The following is a 17,873-nucleotide window of genomic DNA, read 5'->3' as shown; positions in this document are numbered from 1 at the left end:
AGGCGTTTTGTCTACGGTCTGAAGCACTCAATCATGAGTGCTTTTCTTGATTATAGTTACTTTACGATATGAATTGGACTTCCTAACGCAACCTCAGCTGCTTCCATCGTAATTTCACCTAACGATGGATGAGCATGAATCGTTAATGCAATATCCTCAGCTGTCATACCTGTTTCAATCGCTAATCCTAATTCAGCGATCATATCAGATGCATTTGGACCTGCTATTTGGGCACCAACAACTAATCCATCTTCTTTGCGTGTAATTAGCTTCATAAATCCATCTGTATCATTAAGTGAAAGTGCACGACCATTAGCAGCAAATGGGAATTTTGAAGCAACCACATCAAAGCCAGCTTCTTTTGCTGATTTTTCGTCATACCCAACACTAGCTAATTCTGGGTCAGAGAATACTACTGCAGGAATCGCTAAATAATCAATTTCAGACTTTTCACCAGCAATGGCTTCGGCAGCAATTTTCCCTTCATAAGACGCTTTATGTGCTAAAGGAGGACCTGCAATAATGTCACCAATTGCGAAAATGTTCTTTATGTTTGAACGACATTGCTTGTCAACTTTAATTAGACCACGCTCATCAAGCTCAACACCAATTTGCTCAAGACCAATTTCTTCTGTGTTTGGTTTACGACCTACTGTAACAAGGCAATAATCTGCTTCAAACACTTCTTCTTTTCCTTTTACTTCAGCTGTTACTTTTACACCGTCAGCAGTTTCTTCAACACTTTTAGCCATTGCTTCATAGTTAAATGCTACACCGTTTTTCTTTAAACGACGTTCAACTAATTTAGCCATTTGCTTTTCAAAGCCAGGAAGAATTTGTTTTCCACCTTCAAGAACAACAACTTCTGTTCCCATGTTAGAATACGCTCCCGTTAATTCAATACCGATGTATCCACCACCAATAACAACTAACTTCTTAGGAACTTCTTTTAGATTAAGGGCACCAGTCGAATTTAGGACACGTTCTGAATACTTGAATGCTGGTAACTCAATTGGTCTAGAACCAGTTGCAATAATACAATTTTTAAAATTGTACGTTTGTGCACTCGTTTCATCCATGATACGCACTGAATTTTCAGAAGCAAAGTAAGCTTCACCTTTAACAATTTCAACTTTATTACCTTTTAGAAGTCCTTCTACACCACCTGTTAACTTATTTACAACAGATGCTTTCCACTCTTGAACTTTATCGAAATTAATAGAAACATTTTCTGCAACAATACCCATATCATCAGAATGCTTAGCATTATGATAACGATGTCCAGCAGAAATTAATGCCTTAGAAGGAATACAACCTACGTTTAAACAAACTCCGCCTAGTGATCCTTTTTCAACAATGGTAACTTTTTGTCCAAGTTGTGCTGCACGAATCGCTGCAACATATCCCCCTGGGCCTGATCCAATAACAAGCGTGTCTACTTCATGTGCGAAATCTCCAACAACCATGTGTTACCCCTCCATTAATAGTAATTGTGGATCTTTTAATAGTCGCTTCACGTGGTTTAACGCGTTTTGTGCGGTAACGCCATCAATGAGGCGGTGATCGTAACTAATAGATAATGCAAGAACAGGAGCAGCTACTATTTCACCATTCTTTACAACTGGTTTTTCCTCAATACGACCGATACCAAGAATCATGACTTCTGGGTGATTAATAATTGGCGTAAACCATTGACCTTGTGCAGATCCAAGGTTTGAAATGGTGCATGAGCCGCCTTTCATTTCGTCACTACTTAATTTCCCATCACGAGCTTTCACAGCTAAATCCATGATATCATCAGCAATCGCAAAAATTGACTTACGATCAGCATCCTTAATGACTGGGACTACTAAGCCCTTATCTGTATCTGCAGCAATACCGATATTGAAGTACTTTTTATAAACAATTTCTTCATTTACATCATCAATAGAAGCATTCAAAGCTGGGTATTTACGGATAGCAGATGTTAACGCCTTAACAACATAAGGTAAGTATGTTAGTTTTGTACCTTGTTCTGCGGCAATCTCTTTATATTGCTTACGATGAGCAACAAGTGCAGTTACATCAACTTCATCCATGTGAGTAACATGTGGGGCTGTATGCTTTGAGTTAACCATCGCTTTCGCAATCGCTTTTCTGATTCCTTTTAATGGAACACGTTCTTCTAGTTCACCAACAGGAATCGAAACTGGTTCAGCTTTTGCAGCAACTGCTTGTTCTTGCTTTTCTTCTTGAGCTGCTTTTGGAGCAGTGTCTTCAGAGGAACCACCAGTTAAGAATTGATCCACATCTTCTTTAAGAATTCGACCATTTTTGCCAGTTCCCTTTACTTTTTTAATATTAATTCCTTTTTCGCGAGCATATTTACGTACAGATGGCATGGCAATAACTCTTGTATCGTCAGCCTCATCCTCAGTAGGTTCCGCTGTAGCAGTAGGAGCCTCTTCTACTTTCTCTTCTTTTTCTTCCACAGGTGCCGCAGCACTTTCTTCTGCTGGATTTGCATCTCCAGCATCAATTGTTAAAAGAACGTCACCAACAACACTAACTGTTCCTTCTTCAACTTTAATTTCTAGAATTTTCCCATCAACTGGGGAAGGAATTTCAACTACTGCTTTATCATTTTGGACTTCCATTAGTATGTCGTCCTCTTTTATTTCATCACCAGGTTTTACGAACCATTTAACAATTTCACCCTCGTGAATTCCTTCACCAATATCAGGCATTTTAAATTCGTACGCCAATTGAAAAGCCTCCTTTATATACTATCATTTAAATTCAACGGAAAAGGAAAGATTATCATCTTTCCTCCACCACTTTTAATAAAATTAGAAGTTTACAACCTTTTTCGCTGTTTCAACAATATCAGCATAGTCAGGAAGCCAAGCATCCTCTGCCGCTGCAAATGGATAGACCGTATCAGGTGCAGCAACACGAAGAACAGGTGCTTCAAGTTGTAAAATGGCACGTTCAGTAATTTCTGCAACTACATTTGCACCAATTCCTGCTTGCTTTTGAGCCTCTTGAACAACGATTGCACGATTGGTTTTCTCTACAGAAGCAAGAATCGTATCAAGATCTAATGGGCTAATTGTTCTTAGGTCAATAACTTCAGCATCAATGCCCTCTTTTTCTAATTCTTCCGCTGCTTTTAAAGAAGAATGAACCATAGCGCCATATGTAACGATCGTAATGTCTTTACCTTCTCTTTTCACGTCTGCTTTTCCTAATGGAATCGTATAACCTTCTTCTGGTACCTCGGCACGGAAAGAGCGATAAAGTTTCATGTGCTCAAGGAATACAACTGGGTCATTATCTCGAATAGCAGAAATTAGAAGACCTTTCGCATCATAAGGTGTTGATGGAATTACAACTTTAATACCAGGAGTTTGAGCTACTAGACCTTCTAAGCTATCAGCATGCATTTCTGGTGTCTTAACGCCACCACCAAATGGTGAACGAATAGTAATAGGCATTGTTTGTTTTCCACCAGAACGGTAACGCCAACGATTCATTTGCCCAGCTACTGAATCCATAACTTCAAATAGGAACCCGAAAAATTGAATCTCCATAACAGGACGAAAATCAGTTAATGCAAGTCCAATCGCAAGTCCACCAATACCAGATTCCGCAAGAGGCGTATCAAACACACGTTCCTCACCGAATTCTTTTTGCAAGCCTTCCGTGGCACGGAATACACCACCATTTTGGCCGACATCTTCCCCAAATACCAATACATCTTCATTATTTTTAAGCTCATTCCGCATCGCATCGGTAATCGCTTGAATCATTGTCATTTGCGCCATTGGTTACTTCGACTCCTTTGCTGTATATTCTTCCATTTGTTCACGAAGATTATTAGGAAGTTCTTCAAACATGATACTGATTAAATCTGTTACTTTTTGCTTTGGAGCAGCATCCGCTTTTTTAATCGCTTCTTTAATATCTTCTTTTGCTTTTTCAACAACTTCATTTTCCTTCTCTTCGTTCCATAAATTCTTACCTTCTAAAAACTTACGGAAACGAACGAGTGGATCCTTTTTAGCCCACTCGTCATCAAGTTCAGATGTACGGTAGCGAGTTGGATCATCACCAGCCATTGTATGTGGACCATAACGGTAGCATAATGTTTCAATTAATGTTGGACCTTCCCCAGATAATGCACGATCTCTTGCTTGCTTTGTTGCAGTATAAACAGCAAGAACATCCATTCCATCAACTTGGATTCCTTCAATACCAGCTGCAACTGCCTTTTGAGCTATTGTTTTTGCAGCAGATTGCTTTTCAACAGGAACTGAGATCGCAAAACGATTGTTTTGAACGATGAATACTGCCGGAGCGTTGTATGCACCTGCATAGTTCATTCCCTCATAGAAATCACCTTGTGAAGCACCACCATCACCTGTGTAAGTGATTGCAATATTTTCTTTTCCTCTTCGCTTTAGTCCAAGTGCCACACCTGCAGTTTGGATAATTTGCGCACCAATAATAATCTGTGGTACAACGATATTTAATCCATCAGGGATTTGTCCACCTTGGAAATGACCACGAGACCATAAGAAAGCTTGGTATAATGGAAGTCCATGCCACACGATTTGTGGTACATCGCGATAACCAGGTAAAATCCAATCTTCTTTATCTAATGCAAACTGTGAACCAAGCATTGAAGCTTCTTGACCGGCAACAGGAGCATAGAAACCTAAACGTCCTTGTCGATTTAAAGAAATTGCACGTTGATCCCAAATGCGAGTATAAACCATTCTTTTCATTAATTCTTGTAGTTGTTCATCACTTAAATCTGGCATTGCAGCTTCGTTAATGATATTACCTTGTTCGTCCAAAATTTGAAAAGCCTCAAATTGTTCTTCAACTTTTTCAATTGTTTTTGTACTCACTACGTTCATCTCTTCCTTTCCTTTTCGAAAATTCCAATCGTCTCTTTAACTTCACTTGTAAATCGAAACAAAGTTCATTTTTTAGGTTACCCATTCTTTGTCATAACTATCGTAAAACAACAATATGTGAACCTAAAAATGTACGAATAAATTTGATTCCAATTATTCAAATTTACGTTTATTACAGTTGACGATTGTAGCGACATGATAATTTTGTCATTTCTAAAACCTGTATCAGTCTAAAAAACAAAAAAGTAATACAATTTCCCTCTGTTGCTTAGTCTAACTCAATATTATAATCTTCGTCAATCCTTTTATCTTATCGATTTAAAAGAACTTTCCCTTTGAACTTTTTCCATCTAATTTCACTACTGTGTTATAGATCAATCAACATCCAACTAATACAGATCAGAAAGTAAAAAACTTCAAACTTTTTTTGATAACGTTTTCAATACTTAAACAAATAAATACAAAAAAAAGCTTGATGGCATTTATTCATAATGCACATCAAGCTTGACTGAATCATAAAAATCTCTCTTTAATTGATTATAGGCATCCGTCTTTTCATTAAATTCATCTTTTGCTGTGATAACTTCTTCATATTTTTCATTCACTTTGTTTATTTGGTTTTGAAGATTTTCAATTTCTAATTCCTCATCCATTAACAATGTAAATAATTGACGTTCTGCTTCAATTGTTTCGTTATATACTTCATTTAATTGTTTATACTTTTTAAATCGTTCAAGCATCGTTGAATATAATTCCTTTAAAATACGATTAGCTTCCTCTTCCTCAACTTTTTCAATCATTGGCTCAATCTGAGTAATTTCATCTACACTACTTTCAAGACTTTCCATTTCTAGCTGAACCATGTTCTGTCGCTCTTCTATCGAAGCTAATGCGTCCTCAGCAAGTGAGACGATCTTTTCATATTCATCCATTCCAAGTTGAATAATTTCTTCGTAATACTGATGCTCCTTTTCCTCTGCTTCTTGCAACGGCTCTTGCTGCTGTTCAAATTGCTCCTCCAATTCAACTGCTTGCTCTAGATGCACATATATTTTCTCTGTTACCTGCTCCCCACAGGCAGTGAGAATGAGGATACATGCAATTAACGCAAATAGCCATGCTCTTTTTAGCGACACTTTTTTTCCCCCTTCAATAATACCTAAGTCCTTGTCCAACGTTTTTTCGGCGATATAATTTTTTTACCACATTTTACTTTTCTGTCGCTAGTATATGAGACCGCTTTTTTAAATATGAGCAAGTTTACCCACTTTTTCAAAAAAACTTTTCTACATAATGGGCAAACATCCAACCAATTGTCTTTCCATCGCATAAAGTAATTAGTGAATCGCATGAGATTGCGATGTAAAGAGAAAAGGAGGAATGCAAAATGTTCGGATATGGATACGGTGCAGGTTGTTACGACCCTTGTGGGTATGGTTATGGTGCTCCAGTAGCTGGTGTAGCACAAACAGCTCCAGTCGCCGGTGCCGGCAGAGGTTTTGCGTTAATCGTAGTTCTATTCATTCTTCTAATTATCGTTGGCGCTTCTCGTTTCGGTCACTGCTAATGAAAGAGTAATAAATTTTCGAGAAAGTGTGCAAAAAGCACACTTTCTCACATTTAAACCACTTGCTATTTTACTTTTTTCTTCTTAAAGTAATGTATAGAAGTAAAGGAGTGGTAACATATGATTACTATGAAAGATATCGTACGCGAGGGTCATCCCGTCTTGAGACAAATTGCTAATGAAGTTTCCCTGCCACCTTCACAAGAAGATAAGGAAACATTACAAAGTATGCTTGAATTTGTTATTAATAGCCAAGATCCCGAGATTGCAGAAAAATATGACCTTCGACCTGGAGTTGGTTTAGCTGCACCACAAATAGGTGTTCCGAAACGAATGTTTGCAGTACATACAACAGATGACCATGACAAACTGATTAGTATGGGGATATTCAATCCGAAAATTGTAAGTCATTCAGTTGAGGAAACACATTTAGAAAACGGAGAGGGCTGCCTTTCTGTCGATCGTGAAATACCGGGGATTGTCCCTCGTTATGCACGAATAACTATCAAGGGAACAACACTCGAAGGAGAAGAAGTAACGCTTCGTCTCCGTGGTTTTCCAGCTATCGTATTCCAGCATGAATTGGATCATTTAAACGGAATTATGTTTTATGACCGGATTGCAGACTTTAAAGATGAATTAAAACGAGAAATAAATATATAGAAGAGGCTGTGCCAAAAGGTGGTTTTTTAACCTTTTGGCACAGCCTTCAATAAGTGAGTCACTACATCTTTTAAAAGCCTTACGAAAGCGAACGGAGCCATTGCTGTGCACACTTTATGCTTTTGAGACACCCCCTTTATTTAAGTAAGCCCACTTGCTTTAAACCATGCATAATTCCATCTTCATCAACAGCTTTTGTTACATAATTAGCAGCCGCCTTCGCTTCATCCATCGCATTCCCCATTGCAATTCCTGTGCCAACAAATTCTAACATTTCTAAGTCATTAAGTGCATCCCCAAACGCGTAAGCATGTTCAGGCGCTAACGATAAATGCTTTAACAGCGATTGAATGCCTCGAGCCTTGGATCCCCCACTTGGAATAACATCAATCGAAAATTGATGCCAACGAATATAATCAAAGTGCGAATGTTTGTTGCGATACTGTAATTCGTCATGTTCTTCACAAAATAATAATGCTTGATAAATATGTTTCGATTGATAGCCGTTAGGTTCATATGTCGGGTAAGGTAGTTTTAAACTCCCCATTCCTTCAGCCACATAAGGATCCTCTTTACGGTTAGAGGTTGCCCCGAGATGGTCAAGAAAAACCATAGAATGAGCCATCTTTTCTGCAGACTGCTCCAGCTTGATTAATTCTTTCGTCGTAAGTGGCGTATGATCGACCATTTCTCCTTCAAACACAACGTAAGACCCATTAAAACTTACAAAAGTGTTAATGCCAAGCTCTTCACGTAGCTCTTTAAACATAAATGGAGCACGTCCAGTTGCAATAGCCACATACACTCCTTGATTTTGCAGGTCGGAAATTGCCTTCTTCGTCGAGATAGGTAATTTTTTTTCTTCATTTAACAAAGTCCCATCAATATCAAAAAACACAACCTTTTTATTCACTTTTTTCCACTCCTATTTATCTCTTTTTTCATAAACGACATTCATTCCATTAATTACCTTGTAGGACGTTTTTTTATCCAACACATACTAAGCATATCAAATCCACTCTTGTTGGTCATCGCAAAAAATTTATTTTGAAGAAAAACATAAAAAAAGAAAGGAATGGTTCTATGTTACGTCGACTCAGAAGAAAGCTCGTTAAAGGCTGTCGTAATCTTCTTCCGAAAAATCGTTTATTAGAAGTATAGGGCCTGTTTCTCCTGATTAAAATGAACAGTTATATGGAAAAAAAAGCTGACTTTAGTTTGGTTATAAAATAAAAACATGAAATAACCCGACTATTGCTTTATAATGAAAATATAACCAATGTTAAGGAGAGGTCTATTCATGATTTTTAAAGTGTATTACCAAATTAATTTTGATCAAGTTCCGGTTCGTGAAACGACAGAATCTATCTATGTTGAAGGTGAAAGCGAGTCAGATGTACGAAAAAAACTTGCTCCACGTAAATACAATATCGAGTTTATTACACCAATCTCTGGAGCTCACCTGGAATATGAACAAAGTCGTGAAGATTTTAAGGTGGAGTCAATCTAAATGAAACAAGTAAAAAATAATCAAACAGCTGTATTTGCATTAGGTGGACTCGGAGAAATTGGTAAAAACACCTACGCAGTACAGTTTCAAGATGAGATTATTCTTATCGATGCCGGGATTAAGTTTCCAGAGGACGAACTTCTCGGCATTGATTATGTCATCCCAGACTATACGTATTTAGTTAAAAATGAAGACAAGATTAAGGGATTATTCATAACACATGGTCACGAAGATCATATCGGTGGAATTCCTTACTTACTACGAGCGGTCAATATCCCGATTTATGGTGGTAAACTTGCATTAGGTTTACTTAAAGGAAAATTAGAAGAACATGGTTTACTTCGAAAAGCAAAACTTCATGAAATACACGAAGATCAAATCGTGAAGTTTACGAAAACATCTGTTTCGTTTTTCCGTACGACTCATAGCATACCAGATGCATATGGTATTGTTGTGAAAACACCACCTGGAAACATCGTTCATACCGGCGACTTCAAATTCGACTTTACTCCAGTTGGAGAGCCAGCAAACCTTACGAAAATGGCGAAAATTGGAGAAGAGGGTGTACTTTGTCTTTTATCTGATAGTACCAATAGTGAAGTTCCAGAATTCACTATGTCCGAAAGAAAAGTCGGTGAAAGCATTGATAACATTTTCAGAAAGGTAGAAGGTCGGATTATTTTTGCCACCTTTGCCTCAAACATACACCGCCTTCAACAGGTTGTTGAAGCAGCGGTACAGCATGGTCGAAAAATTGCTGTTTTCGGAAGAAGTATGGAATCGGCGCTATCAATTGGACAAGATCTTGGCTACATCCGTGCTCCAAAAAGCACATTTATTGACCATACACAGCTAAATAAACTCCCTGATAACCAGGTAACCATTCTTTGTACAGGAAGCCAAGGTGAGCCGATGGCGGCTTTATCAAGAATTTCATTTGGCACTCACCGTCAAATTCAAATTATTCCTGGCGATACGGTTGTGTTTTCTTCTTCACCTATACCAGGAAATACATTAAGCGTGAGCAAAACAATCAATCAGCTTTATCGTGCTGGGGCTAATGTCATTCACGGTTCATTAAATGACATTCACACATCAGGTCATGGTGGACAAGAAGAACAAAAATTAATGCTACGATTAATGAAGCCACAATACTTCATGCCAATTCACGGTGAATATCGAATGTTAAAGATGCATTCCAAGCTTGCCCAAGATTGTGGAGTTGAAGAGAAAAATTGTTTCATCATGGATAATGGCGACATACTCGCTCTTCATCCCGATGAAGCAGGAGTTGTAGGTAAAGTTCCTTCAAATTCGGTTTATGTGGACGGAAATGGAATTGGTGACATTGGTAATATTGTTTTACGGGATCGTCGTATCTTATCTGAAGAAGGATTAGTTGTCATCGTTGTTAGTTTAAACATGAAAGAATTTAAAGTAACAGCTGGTCCTGATATTATCTCTAGAGGTTTTGTCTACATGAGAGAGTCAAGTGATTTAATTCATGAGGCTCAAAAGCTTTTGGCAAAGCACCTTGAAGATGTTATGGAAAGAAAGACAACACAATGGTCCGAGATTAAAAACGAAATGACTGATTTACTTGGACCATTTTTGTATGAGAGAACGAAGCGAAAACCAATGATTTTACCAATTATTATGGAAGTTTAACTATAAAAGGGGTTGCTCTTTAAAAGGTTATGTGAACCTTTCTAGGGCAACCCTTTTCCTTAATTAAATAGTCTTGCCCACGTTTGGCGTCCGACAATTCCATCAGCAGTAATTCCTTCTCTTCTTTGAAAATTCCGAACAGCTCTCTCTGTAATTGGACCATATAATCCATCTACTTCAACATTTAAAGCTCTTTGCACCTGTTTAACGTCATCCCCACGTAAATAAGGGGTCTGTAATGACAGTAAACGCTGATAGCGAGGTCTACGTGATGAGCTAGTTCTATCAAGAGCACGCCATGTTTGTGGACCAACAATTCCGTCAACAAGAATACCTTCTCTACTTTGAAAATCACGAACTTTTTGAGCTGTTTCTGTGCCATACATTCCGTCAACCATGGCACCAACTTTTTGTTGAACTTCACTGACGTCCTCGCCACGCATCATCGGCTGAATATATCGCAGCATTCTTCTAGACTCACTTCTAAACATTTCCTCATTATCATCAGGTTCGTCGGTCGGAGAACCATGTTCAATGATCTCTACTTCTCCCTCGTAATCTCGTAACGCTGCCCTAGTTTCGGGACCAACGATACCATCAACACTGATACCAGCTGCTCGTTGAAAACGCATCACAGCATCATATGTTTTCGGTCCAAAAATCCCATCAATAGGACCAGGCATAAATCCGAGTCTATCTAAACGCTCCTGAAGAGCCTGAACGTCATCTCCTTGGTCGCCTCTCGAAAGATACGTCCTTTGTCTTGCTCCTGCAACATAGGTCGGAGCTTGAATGTTTCCATCAGGGAGAGAACCACCGTGTTCCGCCAATTGATTTCTAAAAGTGTTCATATTAATGGATGGACAAGGCTTCCATGCATACCCTGGAAATTCAGTATGACCCCAGACGTTATCGACCGTAATCCCTAATTCGCTCATTAGGTGTTTTGTAAGTTCGAGAGTAGCATTTCTTTGAGTCTCTCCTAATGACTCTGTTTGGAAATTTCCAACCATGCAGATACCAACAGCATATCCATTACTATTGCCAACATGATAGCTCACTACTTCTAAATCATGACAACGACTAATATTCCCATCTTTATCAACAACATAGTGATAGCCAATTCCAGGCCACCCTAATTCATTCACATGATAACGAGCAAAAGCTTCCGCGCTGCCTGTTGTCGTCGCACTATGGTGTATCGCAATATTTCGGATAGCACTTCTCGAACGTCTTCGATACGTTCTGGAACTGTGCTTAGCGAGTGTGCCACGTTTATCAATAATATTCATCTAGATCACCTCACTTATATATATATATCGCAAGCATTTCAAAAAGGTGATCTATTCACAGAAAATGATGAAAAAGGACCATATTTCATCCAACTATAAAAAGGCTGTTCCATAAGGAAGAGCACTGAAAAAGGGTGTTTTTCCCTTTTTCAGTGCTCTCGAATATCTACCTTTTTCAGTGGCCTCTAGTCCTCAATTTGACCTTGTGGGACAACCCCAAAAAGAACTTATTCTTTAATACCAAGTACTCGATTTACACGTTTTGTTAGCATCTTCATACCACCACCGCCAGCTTGGAAATGACGAAGTTGACCTTCTTCATCAAACACATAGTATGCTGGTACATATTCATTCTCAAAAGCATCTGTTAATTTATGCTGGCTATCAACAAAAATAGGTTGCAATATTCCATGTTCTTCAGCAACTTTCTTAATTTCTTCAAGATCAAGGTCTTTTTCCGAACGAGGCATATGTACTGCAACAACATTTAATTGATCCTTGTATTGATCCCGAAATTCGTTTACATTCGGCATAGCCTCTTTACACAAACCACAACTTATTGACCAGAAGTGGATCAACGTTGGTTTGCTTCCAACTAGCTCACTTTTAGTAACTTCCCCATTTAACCATGAAGTAGCCCCTTCTAACTCAGGCATTTGTGAACGTAATTTTAAAGCCATTGTGTTTCCTCCTTAAATAACAAACATGAATTCTTCATATTATATTTCACAATTTACAAGAAGTATACTACCTTGCTAAACAAGGTAGGAACGAATTCCTAATATGATGAAAAAGGTCTAACATTCCTGCTAGACCTTCTACTTATCAATATATTATACGTTTAACGTTTCTTGACCAGGCTTCCAGTTTGCAGGGCAAAGTCCACCAGTTTGAAGAGCTTGAAGAACTCGAAGTGTCTCATCTACATCTCGGCCAATATTATTGTGGTTAACAACTGAGTACATAAGCTCGCCTTCAGGACTAATAATGAAAAGCCCACGAAGAGCAATACCCTCATCTTCAATTAACACACCATATTCACGAGAGACTGAGTGGTTTGTATCTGCCGCAAGTGGATATTTCAACTCACCAAGACCATTTTCATCACGCGCTGTATTAATCCAAGCCTTATGAGTATGGATTGTATCAGTTGAAACACCGATAATTTCAGCATCTAAATCTTCAAATTCATCATAGCGATCGCTTAAAGATGTAATTTCAGTTGGGCAAACGAAAGTGAAATCCATTGGATAGAAGAACAATACAGTCCACTTATCATTTTTCATGTTTTCCTCTAAACTTACTTTACCAAATTCCTTATTAGGTAAAACAGCATCCATTTCAAATCGTGGAGCCTGCTTTGCAACCATACGCTTGTCTGACATATGTACATACCTCCTAAAATATTCTAAAAAATTTTACCGATCTCTATTATAAAAGAACCTTTATTTTTAGTCAATGTTAAATAAGAATAAATGTAAACTACAAATATATCATCATTAACTTTATGACTCTTATCATTGTATTTCATTCCTGACCATAAAGCGAATATCTTGCTCACCTTTTGTTGATTCGTCTATTATTATAACCAGAATAGTTGATTTGAATCGTTTTTGTTCGGAAAATGCAGAAAAAGGTTTTATTTTCCCTAAAACGGATATATATGAATGGAGAATGCAAATTTTAGGAGTTGATCATTTGGAAAAGTGGGTAGAACAATTTACAGAAGGTGCTTTTTTAACAAGTTTATTTATGATTGTTGGACAAGTACTATTAGCTATTATTGCCTTTATAATCGCTCGATCCATAGGCAAAAAAGTTATTTCAGGTAGTTTCAAAAAAGTCGAAAATCAAAAAAATATGTCTCCAGGACGAGTTAAAACATTAGAAAAATTATCAATAAACGCTTTTTCTTATGTATTAATTTTTGTTTTCATCACAATTATGATTAGTATTTTTGGATTAGATCCAACTGGCTTGATTGCTGGTGCTGGTGTAGTTGGACTAGCTATCGGTTTTGGAGCCCAAGGCTTAGTAAGCGATGTGGTTACCGGTTTTTTTCTATTACTTGAGAAACAAATCGATGTCGATGATTACGTAACCACTGGTGGAGTCGATGGGGTGGTTGAAGAGGTAGGCCTAAGAACGACGAAAATTAGAGGATTTGATGGTACACTCCATTATATTCCCAATCGTGGAATTAGTAATGTGAGTAATCATTCTCGTGGTAATATGCGAGCACTAGTTGATATAAGCATCTCATATGAAGATAACATCGATGAAGCCATCACTGTATTGCAAACGGTTTGTGATAAAATAGCAGCTGAGGATAATACAATAAAAGAAGGGCCAAACGTATTAGGAGTTCAAGGTTTAGGGAATTCGGATGTAGTCATTCGAGTCATTGCAAAAACTGAAAATATGCAGCAATGGGCTGTCGAACGAAAGCTTCGTAAAGTATTAAAGGAAGCACTTGTTGCCAATAACATTGAAATTCCCTATCCTCATCAAATCCTTATTCAAAAAAATAGTCAATAATATAGCAATTAAAAAGGATGAGTCAAGGTCGCACATTTACCCTTTAACTCATCCTTTTCTAAATTAGCGCCCTATCTTCTCTTGTACCATATCACATACTTCTTGAGCATTCATTCCATTTGCACTAATAACTGATCCTTGTGTTACTGTATTTTGAATTCCCATTACATTTTGATCCTGCCCTGTAATAACACAGCAATCGCAACCTTGTGCGTCATTTTCTTGTTTCAACTGAATAACTTCATATCCTCTAGATTGAAGTTCTTGTTGTACATCCGTTAATGATTGTTCTACACCAATTTTCGCCATTGTACGTACCTCCACCAAAATATTTAAAAAGGTTTGCAGTGGTTAGCATACCCTTTCATTTACATTTTATACATCTATTTTTTAATAGCTGCCTCTTACTATGTTCAAAAGGACATTTAAAACATTCTCTTTGTATTCAATAGAAAAAGGGGCGTCACAAGACCCCCTTCAAACTAAGACATTTTAAATTGTAAAAACTGAGTAAGGTGCTGAATTGCAAACACAATGGCTTCCTCTTTTGGCTCTAATCTAGAATCATGCAAACCGTATTCAGATCCTACACCAAGCCAGAACATAAAACCAGGTATTTTTTCTAGAAAATAACCAAAGTCTTCTCCTGTCATTGCTTCCTTACAAATCACCAAATTAGCAGAAGGTTGCTCAGACGTAAAGTTTATAAATTCTGCTGTAGATTCTTTATGATTATAAACCTGACAATAATTTGAACCATAATCAATCGTAATCTGGCAATCAAATCCAGTTTCAATTCCTTTTGCAAGAGCTTCGACTCGTTGTTTCATCCTAACCATCGACTCAATTGAAAGACTTCGCATTGTTCCTTCTAATCGCGCGGTTTCGGCAATTATATTTTGCTTTGTTCCACCTTGAATAACACCAATAGTAACAACTCCCGAATCTAGTGGATTCACATTTCTCGCTACAATCGATTGAAGCTGTGTAACAAGGTGGCTTGCAGCAACAACCATATCATTTGCTGTATGGGGATAGGCTGCATGCCCTCCTTTTCCTTTAAAATCAATAAAAAGCTCGGAAGTATTCGCAAATAATAGGCCTTCCTTTGTCGCAATTGTGCCAACCGGATATTCTGGTGCAATATGAAGAGCAATCATTTCATCAGGCCACCAATCCTTTAATACCTCCGACTCGAGCATAGGCTTTGCTCCACCAGGACCTTCCTCCGCCGGTTGAAAAATAAACAGTAAATCGTCTTTCGGTTGCTCCTTTGCAAAATGACTTAATACACCTAAAGCGATTGCCATGTGTACATCATGTCCACAAGCATGCATTGTACCTTCATGGACAGAGCGAAATGAATACGATGTATTCTCCTCAATCGGCAAACCGTCTATGTCAGCACGGTATCCAATCATTTTACTTGCTGAAGAGCCCGCAATTCGTACTATAACTCCAGTCCGCCACGTCTTTATACTGATGTTCGATTGAGGTAATGTAGCAATATAGTCTAATAAATATTGCTGAGTTTTAAATTCCTTAAAGCCTAATTCTGGGATTTGATGTAAATCACGTCGAATGTTTATAAACGGTTCCATACTCATTTTACGCCCTCTTTTGGTAAGCCAATCGATTGAAGCTTACTTTTTAAAATTTCAATAAAGATTTGAATCTCTCCTTCTGAAAGTGTTAATGGCGGAAGCAAACGTATAATCGTCTGTTGTGTGACATCAACTAGAATGCCTTCCTGTAATAGCTCACTTTGAATTTGTTTCACTTCTGTTGGCTCCAAAGTAAGGACAATCCCTAGCATCATCCCTTTTCCTCTTACTTCTTGAATCAACGTATGAAGCTCTGTCTTTAAATCATTTAGAGAATTCCAAAGTTGGCTAACAGCTATTTTTGCCTTTTCTAATTGACCATTCTCAAACAAAACATCAATTACCGTATTTCCTAAAGCTGCACTTAATGGGGAAGGAGCAAATGTCGTTCCATGGTCACCTGGTTTAAACAAATGAGCATAAGTTTCAGACACGATAATTCCTCCTAATGGTAGTCCACCACCAATTCCTTTTGCAAACAAAATAAGATCTGGCTCAATTCCTGCATGCTGGTAAGCAAAAAATTCACCTGTTCGACCGACGCCTGTTTGTATTTCATCCATACAGCATAACACTCCGTAGGTCTTACATAACGATGACACCTTTTGTAAGTATGGTACTGACAATGGAACGATCCCACCAGATCCTAAAACAGGCTCCATAATTACAGCAGCTGGTTTCTTATCACGTAATACGTTTTCAAGTGTCGCTTCATCATGAGGCTCAACCTCATATACAGGTGTGCTCGTTACTGGGAAGTCCTGATAAACGCCTGGCTGTCTAGTTAACTTTAATGCGCCTAACGTTCGACCATGAAAGCTGTTCTTTAATACAACAACACCACTTCGCTCCTCTGCTTGCTCCTTTGTCCATTTATGAACAAGCTTTAATGCGGCTTCTGTCGCTTCAGCTCCTGAATTAACAAAAAACACCTTCCCTTTAATTGAATGTTCAATTAGTTTTTCTGCTAACGTTACCGCTGGTTTATTAATAAATACATTCGAAATATGTAAGAACTTTTCTCCCTGTTCTATTAATGTTTTGATTAATTCGGGATGAGAATGGCCAAGAATATTTACAGCTAGGCCCGTAAATAAATCTAAATATTTTTTTCCATCTTCATCGTATAAATAGTTACCTTCGCCCCGCTCTACAACAATTGGTAAACGACCATATGTTGACATAATGACATCCTTATCTCTTTGAACCCAATTAGACACCCTTTTATCCCCTTTCCATCTATGTATAGAAAGAGCTTTGCCAGAGTTATTAACCCAATTGGCAAAGCTGCTTGTCCATATTTAATTTCATCAATTAGTTATCTTCATTCAAACGACGAAGCTCATGTTTAATCTCTGTTTTCCCTTTTGTTTTTTCATCGATTTCCTTAATCACACGTGCTGGTGTTCCCGCAACAACCGTATTTGGCGGTACATCCTCAATAACGACAGCTCCAGCAGCTACAACTGCACCTTTACCAACTGTCACACCTTCAAGAACGACGCAATTTGCTCCCATTACAACATCATCTTCAACAATGACAGGCTTTGCAGAAGGTGGCTCAATTACCCCAGCTAACACGGAACCAGCACCGATGTGGCAATTCTTACCTACAGTAGCTCGACCACCCATAACAACGTTCATATCAATCATAGTACCTTCACCAATAACAGCACCGATGTTAATACTAGCACCCATCATGATAACAGCGTTTTTGCCAATTTCAACTTGGTCGCGGATAATCGCACCTGGTTCAATACGAGCTTGGATATTTTTCATATCAAGCAATGGAACAGCAGAATTTCTACGATCGTTTTCTACTACATAATCCTCAATCTTCGCTTCATTTGCATTTAACGCGTTTTCGATATCTGACCAATCTCCAAAAAGGACTCCTGTGTTTCCAGTAATAAATGATTTTGTCTCAGCACCAAAATCAATACCATTTAAGTCCCCTTTAATATGTACTTTTACAGGTGTTTTCTTTACACTGTTTGAAATAAATTTAATAATTTCATTTGCATCCATCATTTTCATGTTTATATTTCCTCCTATGTAACAATCTCTTTATTATGATAAAGATAACCGATCCAAAATGCAATCAAAAGAACTGAAAAGTTATAAACA

17 protein-coding genes and 1 pseudogene are annotated in these 17,873 nt (G+C 38.0%); 5 read left to right on the top strand and 13 right to left on the bottom strand.

Annotated elements, in window-relative coordinates:
• Nucleotides 1-56: 56 nt before the first annotated feature.
• The 5 genes from lpdA to B1R93_RS15845 form a co-directional block, all read right to left on the bottom strand.
• Nucleotides 57-1,466 carry a dihydrolipoyl dehydrogenase gene (gene lpdA, locus B1R93_RS15865; protein WP_088104942.1) on the bottom strand — a complete coding sequence of 470 codons (1,410 nt, stop codon included), beginning with the start codon at nucleotides 1,464-1,466 and terminating at the stop codon, nucleotides 57-59.
• Between the two features lie 3 nt (nucleotides 1,467-1,469).
• On the bottom strand, nucleotides 1,470-2,744 hold the full coding sequence (locus tag B1R93_RS15860; RefSeq protein ID WP_088104941.1) for a dihydrolipoamide acetyltransferase family protein: 1,275 nt from the start codon (nucleotides 2,742-2,744) through the stop codon (nucleotides 1,470-1,472).
• A gap of 84 nt (nucleotides 2,745-2,828) precedes the next feature.
• Entirely contained in the window at nucleotides 2,829-3,806 is a 978-nt protein-coding gene (locus tag B1R93_RS15855) for an alpha-ketoacid dehydrogenase subunit beta (protein ID WP_088104940.1), read from the bottom strand.
• Between the two features lie 3 nt (nucleotides 3,807-3,809).
• Nucleotides 3,810-4,904 (bottom strand): pyruvate dehydrogenase (acetyl-transferring) E1 component subunit alpha, encoded by a 1,095-nt coding sequence (pdhA, locus tag B1R93_RS15850; protein ID WP_088104939.1) that lies wholly within the window; start codon nucleotides 4,902-4,904, stop codon nucleotides 3,810-3,812.
• 482 nt (nucleotides 4,905-5,386) lie between these two features.
• Nucleotides 5,387-6,040 (bottom strand): YkyA family protein, encoded by a 654-nt coding sequence (locus tag B1R93_RS15845; protein ID WP_165763854.1) that lies wholly within the window; start codon nucleotides 6,038-6,040, stop codon nucleotides 5,387-5,389.
• 353 nt (nucleotides 6,041-6,393) lie between these two features.
• On the opposite strand from B1R93_RS15845, the pseudogene B1R93_RS23505 reads away from it, so the two are divergent.
• Nucleotides 6,394-6,471: pseudogene (locus tag B1R93_RS23505) on the top strand (YjcZ family sporulation protein); the annotation flags it as partial.
• A 120-nt stretch (nucleotides 6,472-6,591) separates the two neighbouring features.
• A complete protein-coding gene (gene def, locus B1R93_RS15835; RefSeq protein ID WP_088104936.1) occupies nucleotides 6,592-7,134 on the top strand; it encodes a peptide deformylase in 543 nt (180 codons plus the stop codon).
• 136 nt (nucleotides 7,135-7,270) lie between these two features.
• Here the strand turns inward: def and B1R93_RS15830 are convergent, their stop codons facing one another.
• Nucleotides 7,271-8,047, bottom strand: coding sequence for a Cof-type HAD-IIB family hydrolase (locus B1R93_RS15830; RefSeq protein WP_088104935.1), 777 nt, complete (start codon nucleotides 8,045-8,047; stop codon nucleotides 7,271-7,273).
• Between the two features lie 387 nt (nucleotides 8,048-8,434).
• On the opposite strand from B1R93_RS15830, the gene B1R93_RS15825 reads away from it, so the two are divergent.
• Nucleotides 8,435-8,644, top strand: coding sequence for a DNA-dependent RNA polymerase subunit epsilon (locus B1R93_RS15825; protein WP_088104934.1), 210 nt, complete (start codon nucleotides 8,435-8,437; stop codon nucleotides 8,642-8,644).
• A complete protein-coding gene (rnjA, locus tag B1R93_RS15820; protein ID WP_088104933.1) occupies nucleotides 8,645-10,312 on the top strand; it encodes a ribonuclease J1 in 1,668 nt (555 codons plus the stop codon).
• Nucleotides 10,313-10,371: 59 nt separating this feature from the next.
• On the opposite strand, the gene B1R93_RS15815 is transcribed toward rnjA, so the two are convergent.
• The 3 genes from B1R93_RS15815 to B1R93_RS15805 all read right to left on the bottom strand — a co-directional run bounded on the left by B1R93_RS15815 (nucleotide 10,372) and on the right by B1R93_RS15805 (nucleotide 12,989).
• A complete protein-coding gene (locus B1R93_RS15815; protein ID WP_088104932.1) occupies nucleotides 10,372-11,604 on the bottom strand; it encodes a peptidoglycan recognition protein family protein in 1,233 nt (410 codons plus the stop codon).
• A gap of 227 nt (nucleotides 11,605-11,831) precedes the next feature.
• Nucleotides 11,832-12,284: a TlpA disulfide reductase family protein gene (locus tag B1R93_RS15810; protein WP_088104931.1), complete on the bottom strand. Its 453-nt coding sequence runs from the start codon at nucleotides 12,282-12,284 to the stop codon at nucleotides 11,832-11,834.
• Nucleotides 12,285-12,437: 153 nt separating this feature from the next.
• A complete protein-coding gene (locus tag B1R93_RS15805; RefSeq protein WP_088104930.1) occupies nucleotides 12,438-12,989 on the bottom strand; it encodes a peroxiredoxin in 552 nt (183 codons plus the stop codon).
• A 289-nt stretch (nucleotides 12,990-13,278) separates the two neighbouring features.
• On the opposite strand from B1R93_RS15805, the gene B1R93_RS15800 reads away from it, so the two are divergent.
• Nucleotides 13,279-14,142 carry a mechanosensitive ion channel family protein gene (locus tag B1R93_RS15800; RefSeq protein ID WP_088105653.1) on the top strand — a complete coding sequence of 288 codons (864 nt, stop codon included), beginning with the start codon at nucleotides 13,279-13,281 and terminating at the stop codon, nucleotides 14,140-14,142.
• 63 nt (nucleotides 14,143-14,205) lie between these two features.
• On the opposite strand, the gene B1R93_RS15795 is transcribed toward B1R93_RS15800, so the two are convergent.
• From B1R93_RS15795 to dapD, 4 genes are all read right to left on the bottom strand, one after another.
• Nucleotides 14,206-14,451, bottom strand: coding sequence for a YkuS family protein (locus B1R93_RS15795; RefSeq protein WP_088104929.1), 246 nt, complete (start codon nucleotides 14,449-14,451; stop codon nucleotides 14,206-14,208).
• A gap of 173 nt (nucleotides 14,452-14,624) precedes the next feature.
• Nucleotides 14,625-15,749, bottom strand: coding sequence for an N-acetyldiaminopimelate deacetylase (locus B1R93_RS15790; RefSeq protein ID WP_088104928.1), 1,125 nt, complete (start codon nucleotides 15,747-15,749; stop codon nucleotides 14,625-14,627).
• Nucleotides 15,746-16,966 (bottom strand): aspartate aminotransferase family protein, encoded by a 1,221-nt coding sequence (locus B1R93_RS15785; protein ID WP_245308310.1) that lies wholly within the window; start codon nucleotides 16,964-16,966, stop codon nucleotides 15,746-15,748. The genes B1R93_RS15790 and B1R93_RS15785 overlap by 4 nt, the downstream gene beginning before the upstream one ends.
• A 94-nt stretch (nucleotides 16,967-17,060) precedes the next feature.
• Entirely contained in the window at nucleotides 17,061-17,783 is a 723-nt protein-coding gene (gene dapD, locus B1R93_RS15780; protein WP_088104927.1) for a 2,3,4,5-tetrahydropyridine-2,6-dicarboxylate N-acetyltransferase, read from the bottom strand.
• Nucleotides 17,784-17,873: the final 90 nt, after the last annotated feature.

This window comes from Halalkalibacter urbisdiaboli, from assembly GCF_002156385.1.
GTDB classification, from domain to species: Bacteria; Bacillota; Bacilli; order Bacillales; family Bacillaceae_D; genus Halalkalibacter_A; species Halalkalibacter_A urbisdiaboli.
Note: the sequence above shows the minus strand (reverse complement) of the source record. Positions and strands in the feature narration are given on the sequence as shown.